Source organism: Nocardioides sp. W7 (assembly GCF_022919075.1).
In the GTDB taxonomy this organism is placed as follows: Bacteria; Actinomycetota; Actinomycetes; order Propionibacteriales; family Nocardioidaceae; genus Nocardioides.
Genome location: NZ_CP095078.1, coordinates 1,572,945 through 1,595,775 on the forward strand (window position 1 = coordinate 1,572,945; position 22,831 = coordinate 1,595,775).

General features: G+C 72.3%; 22 protein-coding genes. 14 read left to right on the plus strand and 8 right to left on the minus strand.

Annotation, left to right across the window (positions count from 1 at the left end):
- Positions 1 to 37: 37 nt before the first annotated feature.
- The 3 genes from MUB56_RS07445 to MUB56_RS07455 are packed head-to-tail and all read right to left on the minus strand — an operon-like array spanning position 38 to position 2,318.
- The gene (locus MUB56_RS07445) at positions 38 to 1,216 is read right to left on the minus strand and encodes a cytochrome P450 (protein WP_244931269.1); all 1,179 of its coding nucleotides are present in this window, start codon (positions 1,214 to 1,216) and stop codon (positions 38 to 40) included.
- Positions 1,213 to 1,713, minus strand: a complete 501-nt coding sequence (locus tag MUB56_RS07450) for a GNAT family N-acetyltransferase (RefSeq protein ID WP_244931270.1) — start codon at positions 1,711 to 1,713, stop codon at positions 1,213 to 1,215. The genes MUB56_RS07445 and MUB56_RS07450 overlap by 4 nt, the downstream gene beginning before the upstream one ends.
- A complete protein-coding gene (locus MUB56_RS07455) occupies positions 1,710 to 2,318 on the minus strand; it encodes a LysE family transporter (RefSeq protein WP_244931271.1) in 609 nt (202 codons plus the stop codon). The genes MUB56_RS07450 and MUB56_RS07455 overlap by 4 nt, the downstream gene beginning before the upstream one ends.
- A 55-nt stretch (positions 2,319 to 2,373) precedes the next feature.
- Between MUB56_RS07455 and MUB56_RS07460 the strand changes: the two genes are divergently transcribed.
- Complete coding sequence (locus tag MUB56_RS07460) at positions 2,374 to 3,015, plus strand: MBL fold metallo-hydrolase (RefSeq protein WP_244931272.1); 642 nt, start codon at positions 2,374 to 2,376, stop codon at positions 3,013 to 3,015.
- Positions 3,016 to 3,173: 158 nt separating this feature from the next.
- On the opposite strand, the gene MUB56_RS07465 is transcribed toward MUB56_RS07460, so the two are convergent.
- Complete coding sequence (locus MUB56_RS07465) at positions 3,174 to 4,433, minus strand: isochorismate synthase (protein ID WP_244931273.1); 1,260 nt, start codon at positions 4,431 to 4,433, stop codon at positions 3,174 to 3,176.
- Between the two features lie 71 nt (positions 4,434 to 4,504).
- On the opposite strand from MUB56_RS07465, the gene MUB56_RS07470 reads away from it, so the two are divergent.
- Entirely contained in the window at positions 4,505 to 5,125 is a 621-nt protein-coding gene (locus tag MUB56_RS07470; RefSeq protein WP_244931274.1) for a hypothetical protein, read from the plus strand.
- A 104-nt stretch (positions 5,126 to 5,229) separates the two neighbouring features.
- Here the strand turns inward: MUB56_RS07470 and MUB56_RS07475 are convergent, their stop codons facing one another.
- The gene (locus tag MUB56_RS07475; protein ID WP_244931275.1) at positions 5,230 to 6,009 is read right to left on the minus strand and encodes a L,D-transpeptidase family protein; all 780 of its coding nucleotides are present in this window, start codon (positions 6,007 to 6,009) and stop codon (positions 5,230 to 5,232) included.
- A gap of 122 nt (positions 6,010 to 6,131) precedes the next feature.
- On the opposite strand from MUB56_RS07475, the gene MUB56_RS07480 reads away from it, so the two are divergent.
- Positions 6,132 to 6,821, plus strand: coding sequence for a demethylmenaquinone methyltransferase (locus tag MUB56_RS07480; RefSeq protein WP_244931276.1), 690 nt, complete (start codon positions 6,132 to 6,134; stop codon positions 6,819 to 6,821).
- 34 nt (positions 6,822 to 6,855) lie between these two features.
- On the opposite strand, the gene MUB56_RS07485 is transcribed toward MUB56_RS07480, so the two are convergent.
- From MUB56_RS07485 to MUB56_RS07495, 3 genes are all read right to left on the minus strand, one after another.
- Positions 6,856 to 10,563, minus strand: coding sequence for a hypothetical protein (locus MUB56_RS07485; protein ID WP_244931277.1), 3,708 nt, complete (start codon positions 10,561 to 10,563; stop codon positions 6,856 to 6,858).
- A gap of 68 nt (positions 10,564 to 10,631) precedes the next feature.
- Positions 10,632 to 11,033, minus strand: coding sequence for a hypothetical protein (locus MUB56_RS07490; protein ID WP_244931278.1), 402 nt, complete (start codon positions 11,031 to 11,033; stop codon positions 10,632 to 10,634).
- Between the two features lie 29 nt (positions 11,034 to 11,062).
- A complete protein-coding gene (locus MUB56_RS07495; protein ID WP_244931279.1) occupies positions 11,063 to 11,533 on the minus strand; it encodes a hypothetical protein in 471 nt (156 codons plus the stop codon).
- 486 nt (positions 11,534 to 12,019) lie between these two features.
- Here MUB56_RS07495 and MUB56_RS07500 point away from each other — a divergent pair, with 486 nt between their 5' ends.
- The 11 genes from MUB56_RS07500 to nuoK all read left to right on the plus strand — a co-directional run bounded on the left by MUB56_RS07500 (position 12,020) and on the right by nuoK (position 22,819).
- Positions 12,020 to 12,379 (plus strand): NADH-quinone oxidoreductase subunit A, encoded by a 360-nt coding sequence (locus MUB56_RS07500; protein ID WP_244931280.1) that lies wholly within the window; start codon positions 12,020 to 12,022, stop codon positions 12,377 to 12,379.
- Positions 12,380 to 12,524: 145 nt separating this feature from the next.
- Positions 12,525 to 13,079, plus strand: coding sequence for an NADH-quinone oxidoreductase subunit B (locus tag MUB56_RS07505; RefSeq protein WP_244931281.1), 555 nt, complete (start codon positions 12,525 to 12,527; stop codon positions 13,077 to 13,079).
- On the plus strand, positions 13,076 to 13,807 hold the full coding sequence (locus MUB56_RS07510) for an NADH-quinone oxidoreductase subunit C (protein ID WP_244931282.1): 732 nt from the start codon (positions 13,076 to 13,078) through the stop codon (positions 13,805 to 13,807). The genes MUB56_RS07505 and MUB56_RS07510 overlap by 4 nt, the downstream gene beginning before the upstream one ends.
- A complete protein-coding gene (locus tag MUB56_RS07515) occupies positions 13,807 to 15,147 on the plus strand; it encodes an NADH-quinone oxidoreductase subunit D (RefSeq protein WP_244931283.1) in 1,341 nt (446 codons plus the stop codon). The genes MUB56_RS07510 and MUB56_RS07515 overlap by 1 nt, the downstream gene beginning before the upstream one ends.
- The gene (gene nuoE / locus MUB56_RS07520; protein WP_244931284.1) at positions 15,144 to 15,932 is read left to right on the plus strand and encodes an NADH-quinone oxidoreductase subunit NuoE; all 789 of its coding nucleotides are present in this window, start codon (positions 15,144 to 15,146) and stop codon (positions 15,930 to 15,932) included. Before MUB56_RS07515 ends, nuoE begins: the two co-directional genes overlap by 4 nt.
- Positions 15,925 to 17,235, plus strand: coding sequence for an NADH-quinone oxidoreductase subunit NuoF (nuoF, locus tag MUB56_RS07525; RefSeq protein WP_244931285.1), 1,311 nt, complete (start codon positions 15,925 to 15,927; stop codon positions 17,233 to 17,235). The genes nuoE and nuoF overlap by 8 nt, the downstream gene beginning before the upstream one ends.
- Entirely contained in the window at positions 17,232 to 19,637 is a 2,406-nt protein-coding gene (locus MUB56_RS07530; RefSeq protein WP_244931286.1) for an NADH-quinone oxidoreductase subunit G, read from the plus strand. Before nuoF ends, MUB56_RS07530 begins: the two co-directional genes overlap by 4 nt.
- On the plus strand, positions 19,634 to 20,944 hold the full coding sequence (gene nuoH, locus MUB56_RS07535) for an NADH-quinone oxidoreductase subunit NuoH (protein ID WP_244931287.1): 1,311 nt from the start codon (positions 19,634 to 19,636) through the stop codon (positions 20,942 to 20,944). The genes MUB56_RS07530 and nuoH overlap by 4 nt, the downstream gene beginning before the upstream one ends.
- Entirely contained in the window at positions 20,944 to 21,606 is a 663-nt protein-coding gene (nuoI, locus tag MUB56_RS07540) for an NADH-quinone oxidoreductase subunit NuoI (protein WP_244931288.1), read from the plus strand. The genes nuoH and nuoI overlap by 1 nt, the downstream gene beginning before the upstream one ends.
- Positions 21,603 to 22,517 carry an NADH-quinone oxidoreductase subunit J gene (locus MUB56_RS07545; protein WP_280637375.1) on the plus strand — a complete coding sequence of 305 codons (915 nt, stop codon included), beginning with the start codon at positions 21,603 to 21,605 and terminating at the stop codon, positions 22,515 to 22,517. Before nuoI ends, MUB56_RS07545 begins: the two co-directional genes overlap by 4 nt.
- Positions 22,517 to 22,819, plus strand: coding sequence for an NADH-quinone oxidoreductase subunit NuoK (gene nuoK, locus MUB56_RS07550; protein WP_244931289.1), 303 nt, complete (start codon positions 22,517 to 22,519; stop codon positions 22,817 to 22,819). The genes MUB56_RS07545 and nuoK overlap by 1 nt, the downstream gene beginning before the upstream one ends.
- Positions 22,820 to 22,831: the final 12 nt, after the last annotated feature.

The window sequence follows — 22,831 nt, forward strand, 5'->3', positions numbered from 1 at the left end:
AGTCGGCAGTAATTACTGCCGACTCGGTGGGCTGGGATCAGTGGCCGGGGGTGAACCGGATCGGGAACTCCAGGGCCCCGGTGTTGCCGCTGACCGGCAGCCAGCGGCCCGGGCCGTCGGGTACGGCGTCCGGCATCCGGCGGGCGAGCAGCGGCAGCGCGACGGCCATGTCGGTGCGGGCGACGAAGTGGCCCAGGCAGTGGTGCACCCCGGCTCCGAAGCCGTGGTGCGGCGGCCGCTGCTCGGAGATGTCGAACGCCGGGTCGGGCATCGCCGCCGGGTCGGTGCCGGCGCTGTGCGAGAGCATCTGCACGATCCCGCCGCGCGGGATGTGCAGGCCCTGGAAGTCGACGTCCTCGAGTGCCTCGCGGGTGACCCAGGTGACCGTCGGGTTGACCCGCATCACCTCCTCGACCGCGTTGCCGCCGAGCTCGGGACGAGACCCGAGGAGCCGCCACTGGTCGGGATGCTGCAGCAGGGTCTGCAGGGCCAGGCCGAGCTGGTTGCGGGTGGTCTCCATGCCCGCGAAGGCGAGGAAGACCAGCGCGACGCCCAGCTCGTGGCGGGTCAGCCGCTCGCCCTCGACCGACGCCTGCACCAGGGTCGTCACCAGGTCGTCGCGGGGGTGCGCCATCCGGTCGTCGACAACCTCGTCGAGGTAGCCGTGCAGCCCGGTCAGGGCCGCCTCGATCCGTGGCACCTGGCGGCCGACGTCGATCGAGAACGACGCCCCGAGGTCGTCGGCCCAGTGCGCGACCTGCCGCCAGTGCGACTCGTCGAGGCCGAGCAGCACGCAGATGATCCGAGCGGCGTACGGCTCGGCGAACTCGCCGATGAACTCCACCTCGCCGCGGTCGGCGAACCCGTCGATCAGCTCGTCGGCCAGCGCCTGGAAGCGCGGGCGCATCGCCTCGATCGTCCTCTTGCGGAACGCCGGCACCATCAGCCGCCGGATCCGGGCGTGGTCGTCGCCCTCCAGGCTGAGCAGGGTCTCCTGCCACCAGTCGCTGAACAGCCCCGAGTGGATGCCGTTCTGCGCCGGCCAGCGCGCGTTGCCCTGCCGGAACCGCCGGTCCTTGAGGAGGGCGGAGACCTCGGCGTACCGGAGCACGGCCCAGCCCCAGTTCGTCTCGACGTACCAGTCCTCGTCGCGGGCGGCGTGCACCTGCGCCGAGGTGACGTCGAACGTCGGGTCGGACAGGTCGAAGCGGGTCACGTGCCGGCCCGCAGCATCCGGACGTGCAGGCCCTCGTCGTGCTCGTCCTGGGTGCCGTCGAGGCGGAAGCCCTGCCGCTCGTAGAACGCGATCGCCCGCTGGTTGCCCGCCAGGACCCAGAGGTACGCCGCCCGGTCGCCGATCGCCTCCTCCAGCAGGGCGTAGCCGACGCCGGTGCCCCAGTGCGCGGCGCGGACGTAGAGCGCCTTCAGCTCCAGCTCGGTGTCGACGTCGTTGTCCCGGCCGGGACCCGCGGAGGCGAACCCGACCAGCCCGTCGGGGCCGGCGGCGACGTACGTCGGCTCGCTTCCGGAGCCGAGGATCTCGCGCCACCGCTCGATCCGCTCGGCGACCTTCTCTCGCCGGTCGTCGAGCAGCTGCTGCGGCATCAGGCCGGTGTACGCGTCGTCCCAGACGTCGAGGTGGAGGTGGGCGAGCGCCTCGGCGTCGACCGGGCTCGCGGGGCGGATCGTCACGCCGTCCGAGGTGGTGGTCACCCGAGCATCGTATGGAGCGCCAGCCCGGCGATGACCGCGGCCGACACCAGGCCCGTCAGCAACCGCCCCCGCGGACCGGTGGCCACCCGTCCGAGGGCCGCGCCGCCGGCGGCCAGGGCGAGCTGCCAGGAGGCGCTGGCGACGAACGCCGCGGCGACGAAGACCGCCCCCTCGGCCGCGGTCGAGGTCAGGTCGGTGTTGCCGAGCACGATCGCCGCGAAGTAGACGACGGTGGCCGGGTTGACCGCGGTGATGCCCACGAAGAGCAGGTACGCCGCGCGCGGGCTCATCGGCCGTGGCGTCCGGGTGCTCCCGGACGAGCGGACCGCGTGCCAGGCGGTCAGGGCGGCGATCACCAGCAGCACCGCGGCCGACGCGAGCCGCAGTGGCGTCGCGACCGGCTCGAGCAGCGCCGACAGGGCCGCGCCGGCGAGCACCGCGAGGGCGGCGTACACCCCGTCGACCGTGGCGATGCCGAGTGCGGCCGCCGCGCCGACGCGGTACGACGTCCGGGCCGTGAGGGTGACCAGGAACGCCCCGACCGCGCCGATCGGGATGGCGATCGCCCAGCCGGTGACGAGACCGGACACCAGCACTTCGAGCACGCACGGATCATCCCGGTCCGTGGACCCACCCGGCCACCCGATTAGGTTGGTCGTCATGCGGATCACGAAGTTCGGCCACGCCTGCGTCCGGGTGGAGCACGACGGCGCCACCATCGTCCTCGACCCCGGGGTGTTCACCGACCGGGCCGCGCTCGACGGCGCGGACGCGGTGCTGATCACCCACGAGCACGTCGACCACTACCTGCCCGACCACCTCGCGGCGATCGACGTACCCGTCTTCACGATCGACGCGGTCGCCGCGAAGATCCGCGAGGACGTGCCCGAGGTCGCCGAGCGGACCACGGTCGTGCTGCCCGGGCAGACCTTCGAGGTCGCCGGCCTGCCGGTGCGCGCGGTCGGGGAGCTGCACGCGGTCATCCACCCCGACTACCCGCGCTTCCACAACAGCGGCTTCGTCATCACCGCTGGCGCCGAGAAGGTCTACCACCCGGGCGACGCGCTCACCGGTCCCGGCGAGTACGTCGACGTCCTGCTGGCGCCGGTCTCCGCCCCGTGGCTGAAGATCTCCGAGGCCATCGACTTCGCGCGCTCGGTCGAGGCGCCGCGCAACCTCGCGATCCACGACCGGATCTACTCCGACGTCGGGCTCGGCTTCGTAGAGACGCACATGAACGCGTTCCTGCCGAAGCAGGGCCTCAGCTACGTCCGGCTCGCCGACGGCGAGGAGCTGGCCTGACGCCGGTGGACGCGCGGCCTGACGCTGGTTGAGGTGTGAGGAGCGCTAGCGACGAGCCTCGAAACCCGGTGGGTGGCGGGTCGGCCGTGATCGAGGTCGTCCGAGGGACCAGCTGGGTTTCGAGGCTCAGGACTTCGTCCTTCGCACCTCAACCGGCGTCAGGGCGCGAGCGCGTCCCGAACCGGCACGAACTTGGCCTGCGCCTCGGCGAGCTCGGCCTCCGGGTCGGAGTCGCCCACGATCCCGCAACCGGCGAAGAGCCGCACGGTGGCACCGTCGAGGGACGCCGAGCGCAGGGCGATGCCCCACTCGCCGTCGCCGGAGGCGTCCATCCAGCCGACCGGCCCGGCGTAACGGCCCCGGTCCATGCCCTCGATCTCGGCGATCAGCGCCGTCGCGACGGGGGTGGGGGTGCCGCCGACGGCCGCGGAGGGGTGCAGCGCCTCGGCGAGCTGCAGCGACGAGACGGTAGCGGCGTCGTGGACGACGCCGTTCACGTCCGTCGCGAGGTGCATGACGTTGGGCAGGTGCAGCACGAACGGCGCCTCGGGCACGTTCATCGAGGAGCAGTGCGGCTCGAGGGCGTCGGCGACCGAGCGGACGGCGTACTCGTGCTCCTCGAGGTCCTTCGACGAGCGGGCCAGGGTCGCAGCGAGGGCGAGGTCGCGCTCGTCGTCGCCGGTACGACGGATGGTGCCGGCCAGCACGCGGGAGGTGACGAGGCCGCGCTCGCGGCGGACGAGCATCTCCGGCGTGGCGCCGAAGATGCCGTCGACGTGGAAGGTCCAGCACATGGGGTAGCCGGACGCGAGGCGACGCAGCGGCCAGCGGACGTCGATGGGGTCGGTGGCGGTGGCGATCAGGTCACGGGCGAGGACGACCTTCTCCAGGTCGCCGGCCTCGATCCTGGCGACGGCGTCGGCGACGACCGTCATCCACTGCTCGCCGTTGAGGGCGCCGTCGGCGAACCGGACGCCGACGGGCGCGGGCGGGACGTCCTGGGCGACCGGGAGCTCGACCTCGGCGCCGACCGTCGTCAGCCAGGCGGAGTCGCCGCGCCGGCCCACCACGACGGACGGGACGACGAGGAGCGAGTCACCGGGGTCGTCGGCGAAGGCGAAGGTGCCGAAGGACACCAGCCCGGTGCCCGGCTCCTGCACGTGATCGTCGACGACGGCGCGTGCCGTCGCCTCGCTCCACCACTTCGCGGCGTCGGCGAACCGGGTGGGTCCGCTGGTGCGCACCTCGGCCGCGACGCCCCAGCCGACGAGGCCCTCGCCCCGGCGCAGCCACGTCACCGGGCGGTCGCGGGGGAGCAGGTCGAGGAGCGAGTCCGCGACGGCGGGATCGACGGGCACGGTCCGGGCGACCAGGGGGCCGGCCGGAGGCTGCCCGTCCGGGGTCGCGCTCGATGTCACGACACGAGCGTAGTCGGCGCCGGAGTGGGCCACTTGCCCGGCTCACAGGGTTCGTGGGTAACGTCACGGGCGTGCAGAACACTCCCGCCGTCCAGCGCGCCGTCGGCCTCGGCCTCGGCGCGGTCGTCCTCGGGCTGTTGATCGTGCTCGCCGTGGCCCTCCCCAAGGCGCAGGGCGAGACCGGCTCGACCGGTGCCGCCGACCTGCCCGCCACGCTCCCCGGCGGCTGGACCGCCACCGACGCGCTGAAGCCCGACGAGCTGCCCGCCGAGGCCGGCATCGACGCCGAGGCGATCGAGCGCCAGGCGGAGCGGCGGGCCTTCGCCGAGCAGGCGTACGCCGAGGTGTACGACGACGCGCCGTCGTTTCGGACCTACACCGACGAGTCGCTGCAGAAGTTCGCGCTCGTGACGGTGTTCGCTGGCGAGGCCCAGGCCTTCGCGCCGGGCGACCCGCCGGTCGACGCCGAGGCCGAGGGCATGGCCCGGTCCACGTCCGAGCTCGTGCGGCAGGACGACGCCCTGTGCTCGGTGAGCTACCAGGCGGTGGCCGCGGGCCAGGACGCCGGTGCGCCGACCTCGATCAGCTGCCAGCTGCCGACCGCGGGTCAGACGATCCAGGTGCAGGCCCAGGGCGTCACGGTCGAGGAGGCCTTCGCGCTGCTCGACGAGCTCGCGACCGCCGTCGCCTGACCCGAGACCCGACCCGACGACAAGCTCGCCGAGTCAGCACTACTGGTGCTGACTCGGCCCCCCATTCGTGCTGACTCGGCAGGGTCGACCGCGGTCAGGTGGGGTCAGGAGCGGTAGATGATGACCGGGTCGCCGACCCTGACCTGGTCGAAGAGCCAGGCGATCGCCTCGCGGTCGCGGACGTTCACGCAGCCGTGGGACGCGCCGGCGTACCCGACCGCGACGAAGTCGGGGCTGTAGTGGACCGCCTGGCCGCCGCTGAAGAACATCGCGAACGGCATCGAGGACCCGTAGAGGCTCGACACGTGGTCACGACTCCTGCGCTGGACCCGGAACGCACCCTCGCGGGTCGCCAGGCCGGGGCCGCCGAAGCGGGCGTCGACGGTCTTCAGCACCTCGCCGTCGACCACCCAGCGCAGGGTGCGGCTCGACTTGTCGACACAGACGACCCGGCCGGTCCGGCAACGCCGGTCGAGCGGACCCGGCACGTTGCTCCCGCCGCCCCGCATCTCCGCCCGGGTGGGCGCGGTCGTCATCGTCCGGAGCCGGCGCAGTGTGCGCCGGTCGACCGCGCCGGTCACGGGGATTCCCCGCTTGCCCTGGAAGCCGCGTACGGCGTCGGTGGTCAGGTCGCCGTACCGCCCGGTGGGGTCGGCCTGGAACCAGTCGAGCTGGACCAGCCGGGCCTGCAGGGCGCGGACCCGTCGACCCCGGTCGCCGGGGGCGAGGATCGCGGGCCGGGCCGCGGACACGGCGACGGGGGCAGACGCGGGAGCGGTGGCCCGACGGTCCTCCTGCTGGCTCGCCCAGCCGGCGCCGTACGCCGTGGCCGAGACCAGGACTGCGAGCGTGACGACGAGCACCAGGCGGCGCACGAGCAACATGACGGTGTCCTTTGCTACGGGGGTTGATCGGGGGGATCTCCGAACACGAGGGAGACGCCTGGGGAGGGGAGTTGGTTGCATCCGGCTCCGGACTCCCGACGTGTCGCATCTAGCCTGTGCGGGTGGCCCGTGCAGAGCTGGACAAGCAGCCGACCGACGTCCGACGCATGTTCGACGCGGTCGCGCGTCGCTACGACGTCACCAACGACGTCCTCTCGATGGGTCAGGACCGGCGCTGGCGCAGGTCCGTCATCGCGGCGGTCGACCCGCAGCCGGGGGAGCGGGTCCTCGACCTCGCGGCCGGCACCGGTACGTCGAGCCAGCCGTTCGCCGACCGCGGAGCGACCGTGGTCCCGTGCGACTTCTCGCTGGGCATGCTCCGGGTGGGGAAGCAGGCGCGCCCGCACCTGCCGTTCACGGCCGGCGACGGCACCCGGCTCCCGTTCGCCGACGACACCTTCGACGCCGTCACGATCTCCTTCGGGCTGCGCAACATCGTCGACCCGCTCGCCGGCCTGGCCGAGCTGCAGCGGGTCACCCGTCCCGGGGGTCGGCTGGTGGTCTGCGAGTTCAGCCACCCGACCTGGGCGCCGTTCCGCACGGTCTACCTGGAGTACCTCATGAAGGCGCTGCCCGCGATCTCGCGCGCGGTCTCCTCCTCCCCGGACGCCTACGTCTACCTCGCGGAGTCGATCCGGGCCTGGCCCGACCAGGAGCGCCTCGCCGCGCTGATCGCGAAGGCCGGCTGGGCCCGCCCGGAGTGGCAGAACCTCTCCGGCGGCATCGTCGCCCTGCACCGCGCGACCTGCTGACGACGGACCCGGGGCCGCCGAGGCGGCGGCTCGCTCAGCCCGGCGGCAGAATCGTGAACGCGGCCGGCAGGGTGAGCGACGGCCCGCCGCCGGTGGCGCGCACGTCGTACGTCCCCGGGGCGAGCTGGGGCACCTGACAGGACGCTGCGGAGAGGACGCCCTGCGCGTCGGCCGCGATCGCGCAGCTGTGCGTCCCGCCGATGGACACGACGACGGAGCTCCCCGGGACCCAGCTCGTCCCGTCGACACGGAACACGGTGCCCGCCACGCCGGAGCCCACGGCCGGCACCAGGGTGACCCGGTGGACGGTCAGGACCACGGTCGCGGTGTTCCCGGCCGCGTCGGTCACCGTGAGCTCGTGGAGGCCCGCGGAGAGGTCGGGCACGGGGACGGGGAGCGCGCGGAGCAGTCCAGAGCGATCAGTACGTCCCGTGGCGAGCTCGGTGCCGCCGAGGGTGACGGACACGTCGCTGGTGGCCGCCAGCCCGAGGATCTCGAGCTGGGTGGTCTGGCCGGGCGCGACCCGGGCCGGCGCGGCGGTGGCGCTGCCGACGACGGTGAAGGTACCGGCCGAGATCGCCGGCCCCCCGCCGGCGGCGGTCAGGTCGTAGCTGCCCCCGGCCATGGTCGGCACGGTGCAGGTCCCGGGTCCGAAGGCACCCGTGGCGTCGGTGTGGAACGTGCAGGGGTTGGGGCTGCCGATCTGGATGGTGACATTGACGCTCGCGGGCCAGCCGCGCCCGCTGATCCGGAAGGTGCTGCCCGGCGCCGCGCTGCGGGTGGACGGCTCGATCGTGGGGGCGAACACGGTGAGCTCGGTGGTGGCGGTGTTGCCGGCGGCGTCGGCGACCCGGAGGGGGTGGGTGCCGGGGGCGAGGTCGGGGACGGTGGCGGGCACGGAGGTGATCCGGCCGATGGTCGTGGTGCGTCCGGTGGCGACGGTGGTCTCGCCGATGGTGAAGGTGACGTCGCTGCTGGCGGCGAGTCCGGAGGCGGAGAGGGTGGTGGCCTGACCGGCGCTCAGGCGGGCCGGGCTCGCGGAGACGACACCGACGACGCTGAACGCCCCCGGCAAACTCACCTCGACGCCGCCACCGGTAGCGCGCAACGGGTAGCTGCCGCCGGCGGTGAACGGCACCGCGCAGTTCCCCGGGGCGAACGAGCCGCTCGCGTCCGTGATGAACGCGCAGGGGTTGCTGGGGCCGAGGTAGAGGGCGACGACTGACCCGCCGGGCCAGTCCTGCCCGCTGACCTGGAAGGTACTGCCGGGGATCCCGGTGTGGCTGGTCAGCTCGATGGCCGGGGCGAAGACGGTGAGGTCGGTGGTGGCGGTGTTGCCGGCGGCGTCGGTGACCCGGAGGGGGTGGGTGCCGGGGGCGAGGTCGGGGACGGTGGCGGGCACCGAGGTGATCCGGCCGACGGTGGTGGTGCGTCCGGTGGCGACGGTGGTCTCGCCGATGGTGAAGGTGACGTCGCTGGTGGCGGCGAGGCCGGAGGTGGAGAGGGTGACGGCCTGGCCGGCGGCGACCCGGGTGGAGTTCGCCGAGACGCTGCCCACGACGGTGAACCCGACGGGCAGGGGTGCCTGTACGCCGCCGCCGCTCGCCCGCACCGGGTAGGTGCCGCCGGCGACGTTCGGCACCGAGCAGGAGCCCGGGCCGAAGGAGCCGGTGGCGTCCGTGATGAACGAGCAGGGGTTGTTGGGACCGACGTGGAGGGCGACGACGGACCCGCCGGGCCAGTCCTGCCCGCTGACCTGGAAGGTGCTGTCGGGCGCCCCGGTGTGCGTGGTGAGCTGGACGGCGGGGGCGAAGACGGTGAGGTCGGTGGTGGCGGTGTTGCCGGCGGCGTCGGCGACCCGGAGGGGGTGGGTGCCGGGGGAGAGGCCGGGGACCGTGGCGGCGACCGAGGTGATCCGGCCGCTGACCGTGGTGCGTCCCGTGGCGACGGCGCTCTCGCCGATGGTGAAGGTGACGTCGCTGCTGGCGGCGAGGCCGGAGGCGGCGAGGGTGGTGGTCTGGCCGGCGGCGACCCGGTTGGGGTTCGCCGAGACGCTGCCGACGACGGTGAAGCCGGGCAGGTTCACGTGTGCTCCGCCGCCGCTCGCCCGCACCGGGTAGGTGCCGCCGGCGACGGTCGGCACCGCGCAGGAGCCCGGGCCGAAGGAGCCGGTGACGTCCGTGATGAACGAGCAGGGGTTGTTGGGACCGAGGTGGAGGGCGACGACGGACTCGCCGGGCCAGTCCTGCCCGCTGACCTGGAAGGTGCTCTCGGGTGCTCCCGTGTGGCGGGAGAGGGTGACCCGGGGCGCGACGACCTCGACGGAGGACGTGGCGAAGCGCCCGCCCGGCTCGGTCATCGTGATCTCCTGAGGCCCGCCGTCGAGGGCGGGCACCGTGATCGCTGCGCTGACCCGCCCGTTGCCGCCCACGGCGGCGGTGCCGGTCGGGACGACCGCGACGCCGCCGACGGTGATCGCGACCTGCTGACCGGTCGCGGCGAAACCGCGGCCGGTCAGGGTGAGGTCGGCGCCGGCGCTGACCGACGGTGTCGAGGGGTGCACCGACGCCAGCACCTCGAAGCCGGCGGCAGCGGTGGCGACGCCGTTGGTCGCCCGCACCTCACGAGCACCACCCAGGACGTCGGGGACGGTGCAGGAGTCGGAGACGGTGCCTGCCTCGTCGGGCGTCAGCGTGCACAACGAGGACGCGCCGATCTGCACCTGGACCGCTTGGGCGGACTCGGGCCAGCCGGCCCCGGTGACGCTCACGTGGTCACCCGGCGCCGCGGCGGCGGGAGCGACCTGCAGGCTGGCGGTGACCACCTCGACGGGCGTCGTCGCCTCGCCGCCTGCCGGGTCGGCGACCCGCAGTGCGTACGTCCCCGGAGCCAGGTCGGCCGGGACCGTGAGCTGGCTCAGCCCCGTCTGGCCGTGGCTGTCGGTGGTGAGGGCGCCCAGGCTGCGATCGCCGAGGGTGATCTGGAGCTGGACGCCCGCGGCGAAACCGCGCGGCCGGAGCGAGAGTCGGCCGCCGCCGGTGACCGCCGGGCTCACCTGCCGCACCACCGGTCGTACGACGACCGAGCCGGCGGTCGCGACGCGCACCCCGCCGACGGCGCGCACGGGGTGGCTCCCGCTGGGGAGGTCGGGGACCTGGCAGGTGTCCGCCACGTGGCCGTCGTCGCCGGCGCTCAGCGTGCAGGCCCGCTCGGTCCCGAGCTCGACCCGCACCTCGGTGCCGGCCGGCCAACCGGCACCGGAGACCGTGAGGTCGTCGCCCGGACTCGCCTGACGCGGCATCACCTCGATGCTGGCCTCGACCTCGCCGGACACCTCGACCGGAGCGCTCGGCGCCGATGCGGGTCCGGTCCAGGGGCCCAGCTCGGCGCGGACGGCGAAGGTCCAGGTGCCGGGCTCGACGGCCGTGTCGCGGCACGAGGTCGCCGTCACCGTGCCCGCGCAGGTCCCCGTCGCCGGCACGGTGGCGCCGGATTCCTGGTGCGTGCGCAGCACGCGGTAGCCGCTCGCCGGAACCCCGCCGACCCGGACCTCGGACCAGGAGACGTCGGCACCTCCCGCCACGGCCGCCGCCGTCGGCGCCGCCGGCGGCGGCACCTGGGAGGTCCGCGCCCCGGCGCGGCCGTGCGCGCCGGAGGTCCAGGACGCCCAGGCGAGCGTGCCGAGGCAGAGCGTGAGCGCGCAGAGCACGGCGACGGCGATCCGGGAGCGGGTGCGGGACATGGCGGGTCTCCTGCTGGGGCGGGGCGGGCGGGCGGCTCGGACGGGGGAGATGAGACGGAGGCGGTCGGTCAGCGGGTCGTCGTACCGTCGACGCGAAGGGCGAGTCGGAATCGGCGGCCCTGACACGAGTCGGGTGCGGCGCGGACCAGCTGGACGGGCAGTCGTACGACCAGGCTGCGACGCGGGCGCAGGACCTTCCGGGACCGCACCTTGCCGACCCGGAGCATCGCGCCCGGGCACCCCGGAGTGGCCTGGGGGCGGGCGGTGACGCTGCGGATCCGCACGGGCCGCTTCGAGGTGTTGCGGACCACGACCGTCGCCTTCGTGCTCCGCCCGGGGTAGAGGCTGGCGACCGTGCCGCGCTGCGAGACGCTCAGCGCGGCCTTGACCGGCCGCTCGGCCGCCCCGGGCAGGGCGAGCGCGGTCGCCGCGAGGAGGCCGAGGCTCACCAGGAGGACGCCGAGCGCCACCAGGGCTCGACCGCTCCTGGCTCGCCGAGTCACTGCTGGGAGCCGGTGAGCGCCAGGTCGACGGTCAGCGTGACCCCCTGGCACTCGTCGCCGGCGGTCTGCGCGAGGCCGAGCACGCCCGGGATGGTCGCGCTGGCGGTGCCGTTGGCCGGCACGGTGACGTTCACGGCGGTGGGAGCCCCGGGGGCCAGCGTCACGTCGTCGGCCTCGCAGGCGCCCCCGGCGTCGACGTCGTCGTAGGACACGCCCGTCAGGACGACCGGGTAGGGGTTGGGGTTGGTGGCGGTGAAGCCGACCGCCCCGGCGGGCCCGCCGGGCCAGAGCCCGGCGTCGGTGGCCGCGGCGGTGACGGTGAGGTTCTGCGCGGAGGCGGTCGTGGCCGCGCCGGCACCGGAGCCGTCGGCGCTCCACAGGGCGAAGGCCGCACCGGCCGTGAGTGCGACGGTGACGGTGCCAGCGGCGACGACGGCGACGACGGTGACTCGGGTACGACGGTGCATCGGGTGGGTCCTCTCGGAGGGGTGCCGGCAGGTTCCGGCACGTCGCCGGTCAGCCTCGGCGTCCCGGCGGCCCAGCCGGTAGGGATCGCCGTCCCCTTTCGCGAGGACCGCCCGCCCGGGACGAGGGACCGCGGCCGGCGCCTGACACCGGGGCGTCATCCGAAGAGGTGGCCAGGGCAGCCGGGGCGGATGACGTCCCGTGTGTCGCTGACCGTTATCACATGGCGGACCGCTGGCCGAGCCGCGTTCTGTCGACTAGAACGCGCTGGAGTGATCTGCGTCATGGAACTCGTTCTCGCAGGTCAGGCTCGCTCTGAATTAGGACACTCTCGCGTTGACTAAATGCGCAGGTCAGGACCAAAGTCCCCCCGGCGTGCGGCCGGGGTGGCCGAGTGGCAGTATGTGCGCGAAACCACTTCGTGATTCGATTCACAAAGGCACAAAAGTGGACTGACCACGGCGACCTGCAAGGGGAGGACCGACGGTATGGAGCTCTACACCCCGGTGCTGTTTCTGGCCGCGCTCGCGGCTCTGTTCGCCGTGGGATCGGTGGCCATGTCCGCGTTCATCGGGCCGAAGCGCTACAACCGTGCGCGGCTCGACTCCTACGAGTGCGGCATCGAGCCGACGCCGCAGCCCGTGGGCGGCGGCCGCTTCCCGGTGAAGTACTACATCACCGCGATGCTCTTCATCGTCTTCGACATCGAGATCATCTTTCTCTACCCCTGGGCCGTGCATTTCGACGCGATGAAGTTCTTCGGCCTCATCGAGATGGTCCTCTTCATCGGCACCGTCTTCGTCGCCTACGCCTATGTATGGCGACGCGGCGGCCTCGAATGGGATTGAGCGCCGCCATGCACGCACATTGCCTGCGTTGTCGTCGGTCGACGGCCGCTCCGCTGCGCTCCGCCGGAGGCCGCCTTCCTTCCTCCGCCTTGGCACTGCACGCGCCTGACGACGCTCAACTGCTGGCGCAGAGAGGAACTTTCTGATGGGTATCGAGGAGAAGCTCCCCAGCGGCGTCCTGCTGACGACCGTGGAGGGTGTCGCCGGCTACATGCGCAAGGCGTCGTTCTGGCCGGCGACCTTCGGCCTGGCCTGCTGCGCGATCGAGATGATGAGCAGCGGCGGCCCGAAGTACGACCTCGGCCGCTTCGGGATGGAGGTCTTCCGGGCCAGCCCGCGCCAGGCCGACCTGATGATCGTGGCCGGCCGGGTCAGCCAGAAGATGGCCCCGGTCCTGCGCCAGATCTACGACCAGATGCCCGAGCCCAAGTGGGTGCTCGCGATGGGCGTGTGCGCCAGTAGCGGCGGCATGTTCAACAACTACGCGGTCGTCCAGGGCGTCGACCACATCGTCCCCGTCGACATGTACCTCCCGGGCTGTCCGCCGCGCCCGGAGATGCTCATGGACGCGATCTTGAAGCTGCACGACCAGGTCCAGTCCAAGAAGCTCGGCGTCAACCGCCTCGCCGAGATCGAGGAGCGCGAGAACGCCGCGCTGAAGGCGCTGCCGACCTCGGAGATGAAGGGCCTGCTCCGATGAGCGACGAGAAGACACCCGAGCAGGCGGCGCTCGACCAGTCGCCCGAGAACGCCCCCGCCACCACCGACCCGGAGGTCCGCGCCGTCGGCGTGCGCAGCGGCATGTTCGGTGCGAAGGGCTCCGGCGACACGAGCGGGTACGGCGGCCTGGTCCAGCCGGTCGTCCTCCCCGGCGCGGCCCAGCGGCCGTTCGAGGGCTGGCACGAGGAGGTCGCGGGCGCGCTCGACGTGGCCCTCGCGGCCGGCGGCGTCGAGCACGCGGTGGAGAGCGTGGTGATCCACCGCCGCGAGATCACCTTCCACGTCCGACGAGCCGACCTGCCGACCGTCGCGCAGGTGCTCCGCGACGACCTCAAGCTGCGCTTCGAGTTCTGCGCCGGCGTCAGCGGCGTGCACTACCCCGCCGACGAGGGCCGCGAGCTGCACGCGGTCTACCACCTGCTCTCGATGACCCACAACCGCCGGATCCGGGTCGAGGTGACGGCGCCCGACGCCGATCCGCACATCCCGTCGATCGTGGCGGTCTACCCGACCGTCGACTGGCACGAGCGCGAGACCTACGACATGTTCGGGATCGTCTTCGACGGCCACCCGGCGCTCACCCGGGTCCTGATGCCCGACGACTGGCCGGGCCACCCCCAGCGCAAGGACTACCCGCTGGGCGGCATTCCCGTGGAGTACAAGGGCGGCACCGTTCCGCCTCCCGACCAGCGGAGGTCGTACAACTGATGAGCACGACCGAAGATCTCTACGCCGGCACGAGCGACACGACCGAGGGTCGCGTCTTCACGGTCACCGGCCAGGACTGGGACCAGATCGCCGAGGGCCTCGCGGAGGAGGCCGACGAGCGGATCGTGGTCAACATGGGTCCGCAGCACCCGTCGACGCACGGCGTGCTCCGGCTGATCCTCGAGCTCGAGGGTGAGACGGTGACCGAGGCCCGCTGCGGCATCGGGTACCTGCACACCGGCATCGAGAAGAACATGGAGTTCCGCTCCTGGGTGCAGGGCGTCACCTTCTGCACCCGGATGGACTACCTCTCGCCGTTCTACAACGAGATGACCTACGTCCTCGGCGTCGAGCGGCTCCTCGACATCGAGGACCAGGTGCCGGAGAAGGCCGAGGTCATGCGGGTGCTCCTGATGGAGCTCAACCGGATCTCCTCCCACCTGGTCTGCATCGCCACCGGCGGCATGGAGATCGGCGCGCTGACGGTCATGACCATGGGCTTCCGCGAGCGCGAGCTGGTCCTCGACCTGTTCGAGCTGATCACCGGCCTGCGCATGAACCACGCGTTCATCCGGCCGGGCGGCGTCGCCCAGGACCTGCCCCCGGGTGCGCTCGACGAGATCCGCGGCTTCGTGGCCCTGATGAAGAAGCGGCTCCCGGAGTACGCCGCACTCTGCAACGCCAACCCGATCTTCAAGGCCCGCCTCGAGGGCGTCGGCCACCTCGACCTGGAGGGCTGCCTGGCCCTGGGCCTCACCGGCCCGGTGCTGCGCAGCACCGGCTACCCGTGGGACCTGCGCAAGTCCGAGCCCTACTCCGGCTACGAGACCTACGACTTCGAGGTCCAGACCTGGGACACGGCCGACGCCTACGGCCGGTTCCGGATCCGCCTCAACGAGATGTGGGAGTCGCTGAAGATCGTCGAGCAGGCCGCCGACCGGCTCGCCGGCCTCGAGGGCGCCCCGGTGATGGTGGGCGACAAGAAGATCGCCTGGCCCAGCCAGCTCGCGATCGGCTCCGACGGCATGGGCAACTCCCTCGACCACATCCGCCACATCATGGGCGAGTCGATGGAGGCGCTGATCCACCACTTCAAGCTGGTGACCGAGGGCTTCCGGGTCCCGGCCGGCCAGGCGTACGTGCCGATCGAGTCGCCGCGCGGCGAGCTCGGCGCCCACGTCGTCTCCGACGGCGGCACCCGCCCGTTCCGCGCCCACTTCCGGGACCCGTCGTTCACCAATCTGCAGGCCACGAGCGTGATGAGCGAGGGCGGCATGGTCGCCGACGTCATCGTCGCGATCGCATCCATCGACCCGGTCATGGGAGGCGTCGACCGATGACGATCCAGAGCAACGAGATCAGCGACGCGACGTACGCCGAGCTGGAGCAGATCGCGGCCCGCTACCCGGAGCCGCGCTCGGGCCTGCTGCCGATGCTGCACCTGGTGCAGTCGGCCATGGGCCGGATCACGCCGGAGGGGATCGAGGCCTGCGCCGACATCCTCGGCATCTCCGCGGCGGACGTCAGCGGGGTCGCGACGTTCTACACGATGTACAAGCGCAAGCCGGTCGGCGACTACCACGTCGGGGTCTGCACCAACACGCTGTGCGCGGTGATGGGCGGCGACGTGATCTTCGAGCGGCTCAAGGAGCACCTCGACGTCGGCAACGACGAGACCACCGCCGACGGCAGGATCACCCTCGAGCACGTGGAGTGCAACGCGGCGTGCGACTACGCGCCGGTGATGATGGTCAACTGGGAGTTCATGGACAACCAGACCCCGCAGTCGGCGGTGGAGCTGGTCGACGACCTCCGCGCCGGTCGGGAGGTCACCTCCACCCGGGGCCCGCGCATCTGCACGTGGCGCGAGGCGGAGCGGGTGCTGGCCGGCTTCCCCGACGGCCGCGTCGACGAGGGACCCGCCGCGGGCCCGGCCTCGCTGGTCGGCCTCGGGATCGCCCGCGAGCGCGGCTGGAGCGCCCCGTCGCCGGACGCCGAGGGCACGACGGGGTCGGCCAACGAGGTGGCCGACACCAAGACCGAGGCGGTGGCCCAGGCCGACACGTCGCGGGCCCAGAGCGAAACGGTGCAGAGCGAAACGGTGGAGGAGAAGACGGATGACTGATGTCCTGACCCCGGTGCTCACCGACAACTGGGACGCCGAGCGCGCCTGGACCCTCGCGTCGTACGAGCAGCACGGCGGGTACGCCGCGCTGAAGAAGGCGCTCGCGATGGCCCCTGACGACATCATCGCGGCCGTGAAGGACTCCGGCCTGCGCGGTCGCGGCGGCGCGGGCTTCCCGACCGGCATGAAGTGGTCGTTCATCCCGCAGGACAACCCGAGGCCGAAGTACCTCGTCGTCAACGCCGACGAGTCCGAGCCGGGGACCTGCAAGGACATCCCGCTGATGATGGCCAGCCCGCACACCCTGGTCGAGGGCGTGATCATCAGCTCCTTCGCCATCCGGGCCAACAAGGCGTTCATCTACATCCGCGGCGAGGTGCTCCACGTGATCCGCCGGGTGCAGGCCGCGGTCGCCGAGGCGTACGCCGCCGGCCACCTCGGCACCGACATCCACGGCTCCGGCTACGACCTCGACATCGTCGTGCACGCCGGTGCGGGCGCCTACATCTGCGGCGAGGAGACGGCGCTGCTGGAGGGTCTGGAGGGCCGTCGCGGCCAGCCCCGGTTGCGCCCGCCGTTCCCGGCCGTCGCCGGCCTGTACGCCAGCCCGACGGTCATCAACAACGTCGAGTCGATCGCATCCGTGCCGAGCATCATCGGCCGCGGCGCCGAGTGGTTCGCGAGCATGGGCACCGAGAAGTCCAAGGGCTTCGGCATCTTCTCCCTCTCCGGCCACGTCCAGCGGCCGGGCCAGTACGAGGCGCCGCTCGGCATCACCCTGCGGCAGCTGATCGACCTCGCGGGCGGCATGCGGGAGGGCCACGAGCTGAAGTTCTGGACTCCCGGCGGGTCGAGCACCCCGCTGTTCACCGCCGAGCACCTCGACGTCCCGCTGGACTTCGAGGGCGTGGCCGCGGCCGGGTCGATGCTCGGCACCCGCGCCCTGCAGCTCTTCGACGAGACCGTCTGCGTGGTCCGGGCCGTGCTGCGGTGGACGGAGTTCTACAAGCACGAGTCCTGCGGCAAGTGCACGCCGTGCCGCGAGGGGACGTGGTGGCTGGTCCAGACCCTGGCCGCGCTGGAGCGGGGGCAGGGCACCGAGGCCGACCTCGAGCTGCTCCTCGACCAGTGCGACAACATCCTGGGCCGGGCCTTCTGCGCCCTCGGTGACGGGGCGACCAGCCCGATCACCAGCTCGATCAAGTACTTCCGCGACGAGTACCTCGCCCACCTGACCCACGGCGGCTGCCCGTTCGACCCGGCCGCCTCCACCTCGTTCGTGACCGCTGGAGCAAGCGCATGACGGTTTCGACAGGCTCAACCAACGGAGTCGAGAAGACGGATCTCGTCACCCTGACGATCGACGGGGTTCAGGTCAGCGTCCCCAAGGACACCCTGGTGATCCGCGCGGCCGAGCAGGTCGGCGTGCAGATCCCGCGGTTCTGCGACCACCCGCTGCTCGAGCCGGTCGGCGCCTGCCGGCAGTGCCTGGTCGACATCCCCGACGCCGGCAACGGCCGCGGCTTCCCGAAGCCGCAGGCCTCCTGCACGCTGCCGGTCGCCGAGGGCATGGTCGTCAGCACCCAGGCCACCAGCCCGGTCGCCGACAAGGCGCAGCAGGGGATCATGGAGTTCCTGCTGGTCAACCACCCCCTGGACTGCCCGGTGTGCGACAAGGGCGGCGAGTGCCCGCTGCAGAACCAGGCGATGTCCAACGGCCGGGGTGAGACCCGGTTCGACGGGGTCAAGCGCACCTACCCCAAGCCGATCAACATCTCCGCGCAGGTGCTCCTGGACCGCGAGCGCTGCGTGCTCTGCGCGCGGTGCACCCGGTTCTCCGAGCAGATCGCGGGTGACCCGTTCATCGCGCTGGTCGAGCGGGGCGCGCTCCAGCAGGTCGGCATCTACGAGAAGGAGCCGCTGCAGAGCTACTTCTCCGGCAACACGATCCAGATCTGCCCGGTCGGCGCGCTGACCTCCGCCGAGTACCGCTTCCGCTCCCGCCCGTTCGACCTGGTCTCCACGCCCGCGGTCGCCGAGCACGACGCCTGCGGCTCCGCGATCCGCGTCGACCACCGGCGCGGCAAGGTGATGCGTCGCCTCGCCGGCAACGACCCCGAGGTCAACGAGGAGTGGATCACCGACAAGGACCGCTTCGCGTTCACCTACGCGCAGCAGCCGGACCGGCTGACCTACCCGCAGGTCCGAGATGAGGACGGGTCGTTGCGGCCGGCCTCGTGGCCCGAGGCGTTCGCCGTCGCGGCGCGTGGCCTGCAGGCCGCCGGCGCCACCGGCGTGCTCACCGGCGGCCGGGTCACGGCCGAGGACGCGTACGCCTACAGCGCCTTCGCCCGGGTCGCCCTCGGCACCAACGACATCGACTTCCGGGCCCGCCCGCTGTCGGCCGAGGAGGCCGACTTCCTGGCCTCCGACGTCGTGCTCACGCACCCCTCCGACGGCTCCCCGACGTACGCCGACCTCGAGCTCGCGAAGACCGTCGTCCTCCTCGGGCTGGAGCCCGAGGACGAGGCGGGCGCGATCTTCCTGCGGCTGCGCAAGGCCAACAAGCACCACGGCACCCGGGTGCTCGCCGTCGCGCCGTACCGCTCGCGCGGGCTGCGCAAGATGGGCGGCAAGGCCGTCATCGCGGCGCCGGGCGCCGAGGCGTCGGCCATCGCCGGCCTGGTCGAGCACGCCGAGCACGGCATCGACGGCACCGCGGTGCTGCTGGTGGGGGAGCGGCTCGCCACCTCGCCGGGCGCGCTCTCGGCCGCCGCCGCGCTGGCTCGCAAGACCGGCGCGAAGCTCGCCTGGGTGCCGCGCCGGGCCGGTGACCGTGGCGCGGTCGAGGCCGGCTGCCTGCCCAACCTGCTGCCCGGCGGACGTCCGGTGGCCGACCCGGTCGCCCGGGTGGACGCGGCCGCGAGCTGGGGCGTCGACTCCCTGCCCGACACCCCCGGCCGGGACGCCGACGCGATCGTGGCCGCGCTGGTCGCCGGTCAGCTGGGCGGCCTGGTCATCGGCGGCGTCGACCCCGACGACACGGCCGACCCGGCCGCCACCCGGGCCGCGGTCGAGGCGGCGTCGTTCGTCGTCGCCCTGGAGCTGCGCGAGACCGAGGTGACCCGGGCCGCCGACGTGGTGTTCCCGGTGGCCCCGGTCAGCGACAAGGCCGGCACCTTCGTCACCTGGGAGGGCCGCCCGCGGCCCTTCGAGGCGGTCTTCACCAACCCGGCCTCGCTGCCCGACCTGCGGATCCTCGCCGGCATCGCCGAGGAGCTGGGCCGCCCGCTCGGCTTCCGCACCGTCGCCGACGTGCGGGCCCGGATGTCCGAGATGGGCCCGTGGGACGGTGCCCGTCCCGCGTCGCCCGCGGTCGAGCCGGTCCAGCCGGCTGCGAGCGCCGGCGTACGCGTCGCCAGCTGGAAGCAGCTGATCGACCTGGGCTCGATGCAGGACGGCGACGACCACCTGCGGGCCACCGCCCGGATGCCCGTGGTGCGGGTGCCGGCGACGATCTTCGAGCAGCACGGCCGACTGGTCACCCTGACCGGTGACCGCGGCTCGCTGACGCTCCCGGCGGTCATCAACAAGGAGCTGCCCGACGACGTGGTGTGGCTGCCGGCGAACTCCTCCGGCAACGGCGTGCTCGCCGACCTCGCCTCACCCGGCTCGACGGTCACCGTGAAGGGAGCGGGCGCGTGATCCCACTGGCGGCCGACGACACCAGCCTGGCGAGCTTCGGCAACGACCCCTGGTGGATCATCCTCATCAAGACCCTGCTGATCTTCGTGGTCCTGGTGCTGCTCACCCTGTTCAACATCTGGTTCGAGCGTCGGGTCGTGGCCCGGATGCAGCACCGGATCGGCCCCAACATCAACGGCCCGTTCGGGTTGCTGCAGTCACTGGCCGACGGCGTGAAGCTCGCGCTGAAGGAGGACCTGATCCCGAAGGCGGCCGACAAGGTGGTCTTCCTGATCGCCCCGGTGCTGGCCGTGGTCCCCGCGTTCGTCACCTTCTCGGTGATCCCGTTCGGGCCCGAGGTCAACTTCTTCGGTGAGACCACCCCGCTGCAGCTGACCGACATGCCGGTCGCCGTGCTGTTCGTGATGGCCATCGCCTCGATCGGCATCTACGGCATCGTGCTCGGCGGCTGGTCCAGCGGCTCGACGTACTCCCTGCTCGGCGGGCTGCGCTCGAGCGCGCAGATGATCTCCTACGAGGTCGCGATGGGCCTCGCGCTCGTCGCGGTGTTCCTGTACGCCGGCTCGATGTCGACCTCGGAGATCGTGGCGGCGCAGGACAACCTGTGGTTCGGCCTGATCCTGGCGCCGTCGTTCATCATCTACACGATCGCGATGATCGGGGAGACCAACCGCGCGCCGTTCGACCTCCCCGAGGCCGAGGGCGAGCTGGTCGGCGGCTTCCACACCGAGTACTCCTCGCTGAAGTTCGCGCTGTTCTTCCTCGCCGAGTACATCAACATGGCGACCGTCTCCGCGCTCGCGACGACGCTGTTCCTCGGCGGGTGGCACGCGCCGTTCTGGATCGACCACCTCTACGCCGGCTTCAACGAGGGCTACTGGCCGGTGCTGTGGTTCTTCGGCAAGGTGATGGCGTTCATCTTCGTCTTCATCTGGCTGCGCGGCACGCTGCCCCGGCTGCGCTACGACCAGTTCATGGCCTTCGGCTGGAAGCGGCTGATCCCGGCCGCGCTGCTCTGGATCATCGCGGTCGCGACGATCCGGGCGATGTCGCTGGAGGACGGTATCGACCGGCAGTACCTCCTGGTCGCGATCGGCGTGCTCGTCGTGCTCTTCCTCGGGCTCTTCTTCTTCGCCGACGAGGACGACCACGAGGAGGCGCCGGCCGTCGCGCCGGAGCCCCCGGCGAGCGGCGCCTTCCCGGTCCCGCCGATGCCCACCGGCGGTCCGGTCCGCGGTGCGGCCGAGCCGCTCACGTTCAGATCCAGTTCCACGGTCCCGGCCGGGACGACGGAGGAGACATCCTGATGCCCACGTTGAAGGAGCAGTTCTGGGACCCGGTCGCCGGGTTCGGGGTGACCTTCCGGACGATGTTCAGGAAGGTCGTCACCGAGCAGTACCCCTACGACAAGCAGCCGACCGCACCTCGCTTCCACGGCCGCCACCAGCTCAACCGGTGGCCCGACGGGCTGGAGAAGTGCATCGGCTGCGAGCTGTGCGCGTGGGCCTGCCCGGCCGACGCGATCTACGTCGAGGGTGCGTCCAACGACGACAGCGCCAACGGCGAGGGCCGCTTCAGCCCCGGCGAGCGCTACGGCCGCGTCTACCAGATCAACTACCTGCGCTGCATCCTGTGCGGCCTGTGCATCGAGGCCTGCCCGACCCGGGCCCTGACGATGACCAACGAGTACGAGCTGGCCGACGACAACCGCGCGGACCTGATCTACGAGAAGTCCGACCTGCTCGCGCCGCTGCTCCCCGGCATGGAGCAGCCGCCGCACCCGATGCGTCTCGGCGACGACGAGGGCGCCTACTACCGGGGCACCCAGGGGGGCTCCGCCCCCCAGACCCCCCAGAACGTCGAGGGGGTCGCTCCGCTCCCCGATCCTTCTGTTCCGGCGAACCAGGCTCGCTCCGCTCGCGGTTCGACGGGCTCCGCTGGCGCGGAGCAGGATGGGGCGGTGTCGTGAGCCCTGCCTTCTACATCCTGGCGCCGATCATGGTGCTGGCGGCTCTCGGGATCCTCTTCGTCCGCAAGGCGGTGCACGCCGCCCTGCTGCTCGCGGTCGTGATGATCAGCCTGGCCGTGCTGTACGCCGTGCTGGAGGCGCCGTTCCTGTTCGCGGTGCAGATCATCGTCTACACCGGCGCCATCTTGATGCTCTTCCTCTTCGTGCTGATGTTGGTCGGTGTCGACGCCTCCGACTCCACGGTCGAGACGATCCGCGGTCAGCGGGTGCTCGCCGTGGTCGCCGGCCTGGTGCTCGGCTTGGTGCTGGTCACCGGCCTGGCCCAGATCTCCCTCGGCAGCGTCGTGGGGCTGGAGGAGGCCAACCAGGGCGGCAACGTCCAGCGGCTCGCCGACATCCTGTTCTCGCGCTACGTCTTCGCCTTCGAGGTCACCAGCGCGCTGCTCATCACCGCCGCCATGGGCGCGATGGTGCTCGCCCACCGCGAGCGGCTCACGCCCAAGGCGACCCAGCGGAGCCTGGCCGCCGAGCGGGTGCGCGACTACGCCGAGAAGGGCACCCACCTCGGGCCGCTGCCCGCTCCCGGCGTCTTCGCCCGCCACAACGCGGTCGACACCCCGGCCCTGCTGCCCGACGGCACCGCCTCGGCGCTCTCGGTCTCCCGGGTGCTGGCGGCCCGGGGCACGGTCCGGTCCGCGCCGGCCCTGGCCGACGACATCGAGGGGGTCCAGCGCTCGCTGGCCGGTCTGCCCGGCGGGTCCGGCTCCGCCGCCGACACCTCCGCAGGCTCCGGCCACAACACCGAGCAGGGCACCGGCATGCCGACCAGTCAGGCCGGCGAGGCCGAGGTGCCCGAGCAGGTCGACGTGGCCGCCGAATCCGACGTGGCCGACGTGGAAGGAGACCGCTGATGGACGACGTGACGCCGTACATCATCCTGTCCTCGATCCTGTTCACGATCGGCTGCGTGGGGGTGCTCACCCGTCGCAACGCGATCGTGGTGTTCATGTGCGTCGAGCTGATGCTCAACGCCTGCAACCTCGCGCTGGTGGCCTTCGCCAAGCAGCACGGCAACCTCGACGGCCAGATCGCCGCCTTCTTCGTGATGGTGGTGGCTGCGGCCGAGGTCGTCGTCGGGCTCGCGATCATCATGACCATCTTCCGGACTCGTCGCTCGGCCTCGGTCGACGACGCGAGCCTGCTGAAGTACTGAGGAGCCGTGACG

Bases quoted from the DNA above. Each gene is read 5' to 3' on its own strand.
- nuoI (WP_244931288.1), top strand. From the start codon at position 20,944: ATGCCCACGTTGAAGGAGCAGTTCTGGGACCCGGTCGCCGGGTTCGGG.
- MUB56_RS07475 (WP_244931275.1), bottom strand. From the start codon at position 6,009: ATGTTGCTCGTGCGCCGCCTGGTGCTCGTCGTCACGCTCGCAGTCCTG.
- MUB56_RS07510 (WP_244931282.1), top strand. From the start codon at position 13,076: ATGAGCGACGAGAAGACACCCGAGCAGGCGGCGCTCGACCAGTCGCCC.
- MUB56_RS07495 (WP_244931279.1), bottom strand. From the start codon at position 11,533: ATGCACCGTCGTACCCGAGTCACCGTCGTCGCCGTCGTCGCCGCTGGC.
- nuoF (WP_244931285.1), top strand. From the start codon at position 15,925: ATGACTGATGTCCTGACCCCGGTGCTCACCGACAACTGGGACGCCGAG.
- MUB56_RS07515 (WP_244931283.1), top strand. From the start codon at position 13,807: ATGAGCACGACCGAAGATCTCTACGCCGGCACGAGCGACACGACCGAG.
- nuoK (WP_244931289.1), top strand. From the start codon at position 22,517: ATGGACGACGTGACGCCGTACATCATCCTGTCCTCGATCCTGTTCACG.
- MUB56_RS07485 (WP_244931277.1), bottom strand. From the start codon at position 10,563: ATGTCCCGCACCCGCTCCCGGATCGCCGTCGCCGTGCTCTGCGCGCTC.
- MUB56_RS07505 (WP_244931281.1), top strand. From the start codon at position 12,525: ATGGGTATCGAGGAGAAGCTCCCCAGCGGCGTCCTGCTGACGACCGTG.
- nuoE (WP_244931284.1), top strand. From the start codon at position 15,144: ATGACGATCCAGAGCAACGAGATCAGCGACGCGACGTACGCCGAGCTG.
- MUB56_RS07500 (WP_244931280.1), top strand. From the start codon at position 12,020: ATGGAGCTCTACACCCCGGTGCTGTTTCTGGCCGCGCTCGCGGCTCTG.
- MUB56_RS07460 (WP_244931272.1), top strand. From the start codon at position 2,374: ATGCGGATCACGAAGTTCGGCCACGCCTGCGTCCGGGTGGAGCACGAC.
- MUB56_RS07530 (WP_244931286.1), top strand. From the start codon at position 17,232: ATGACGGTTTCGACAGGCTCAACCAACGGAGTCGAGAAGACGGATCTC.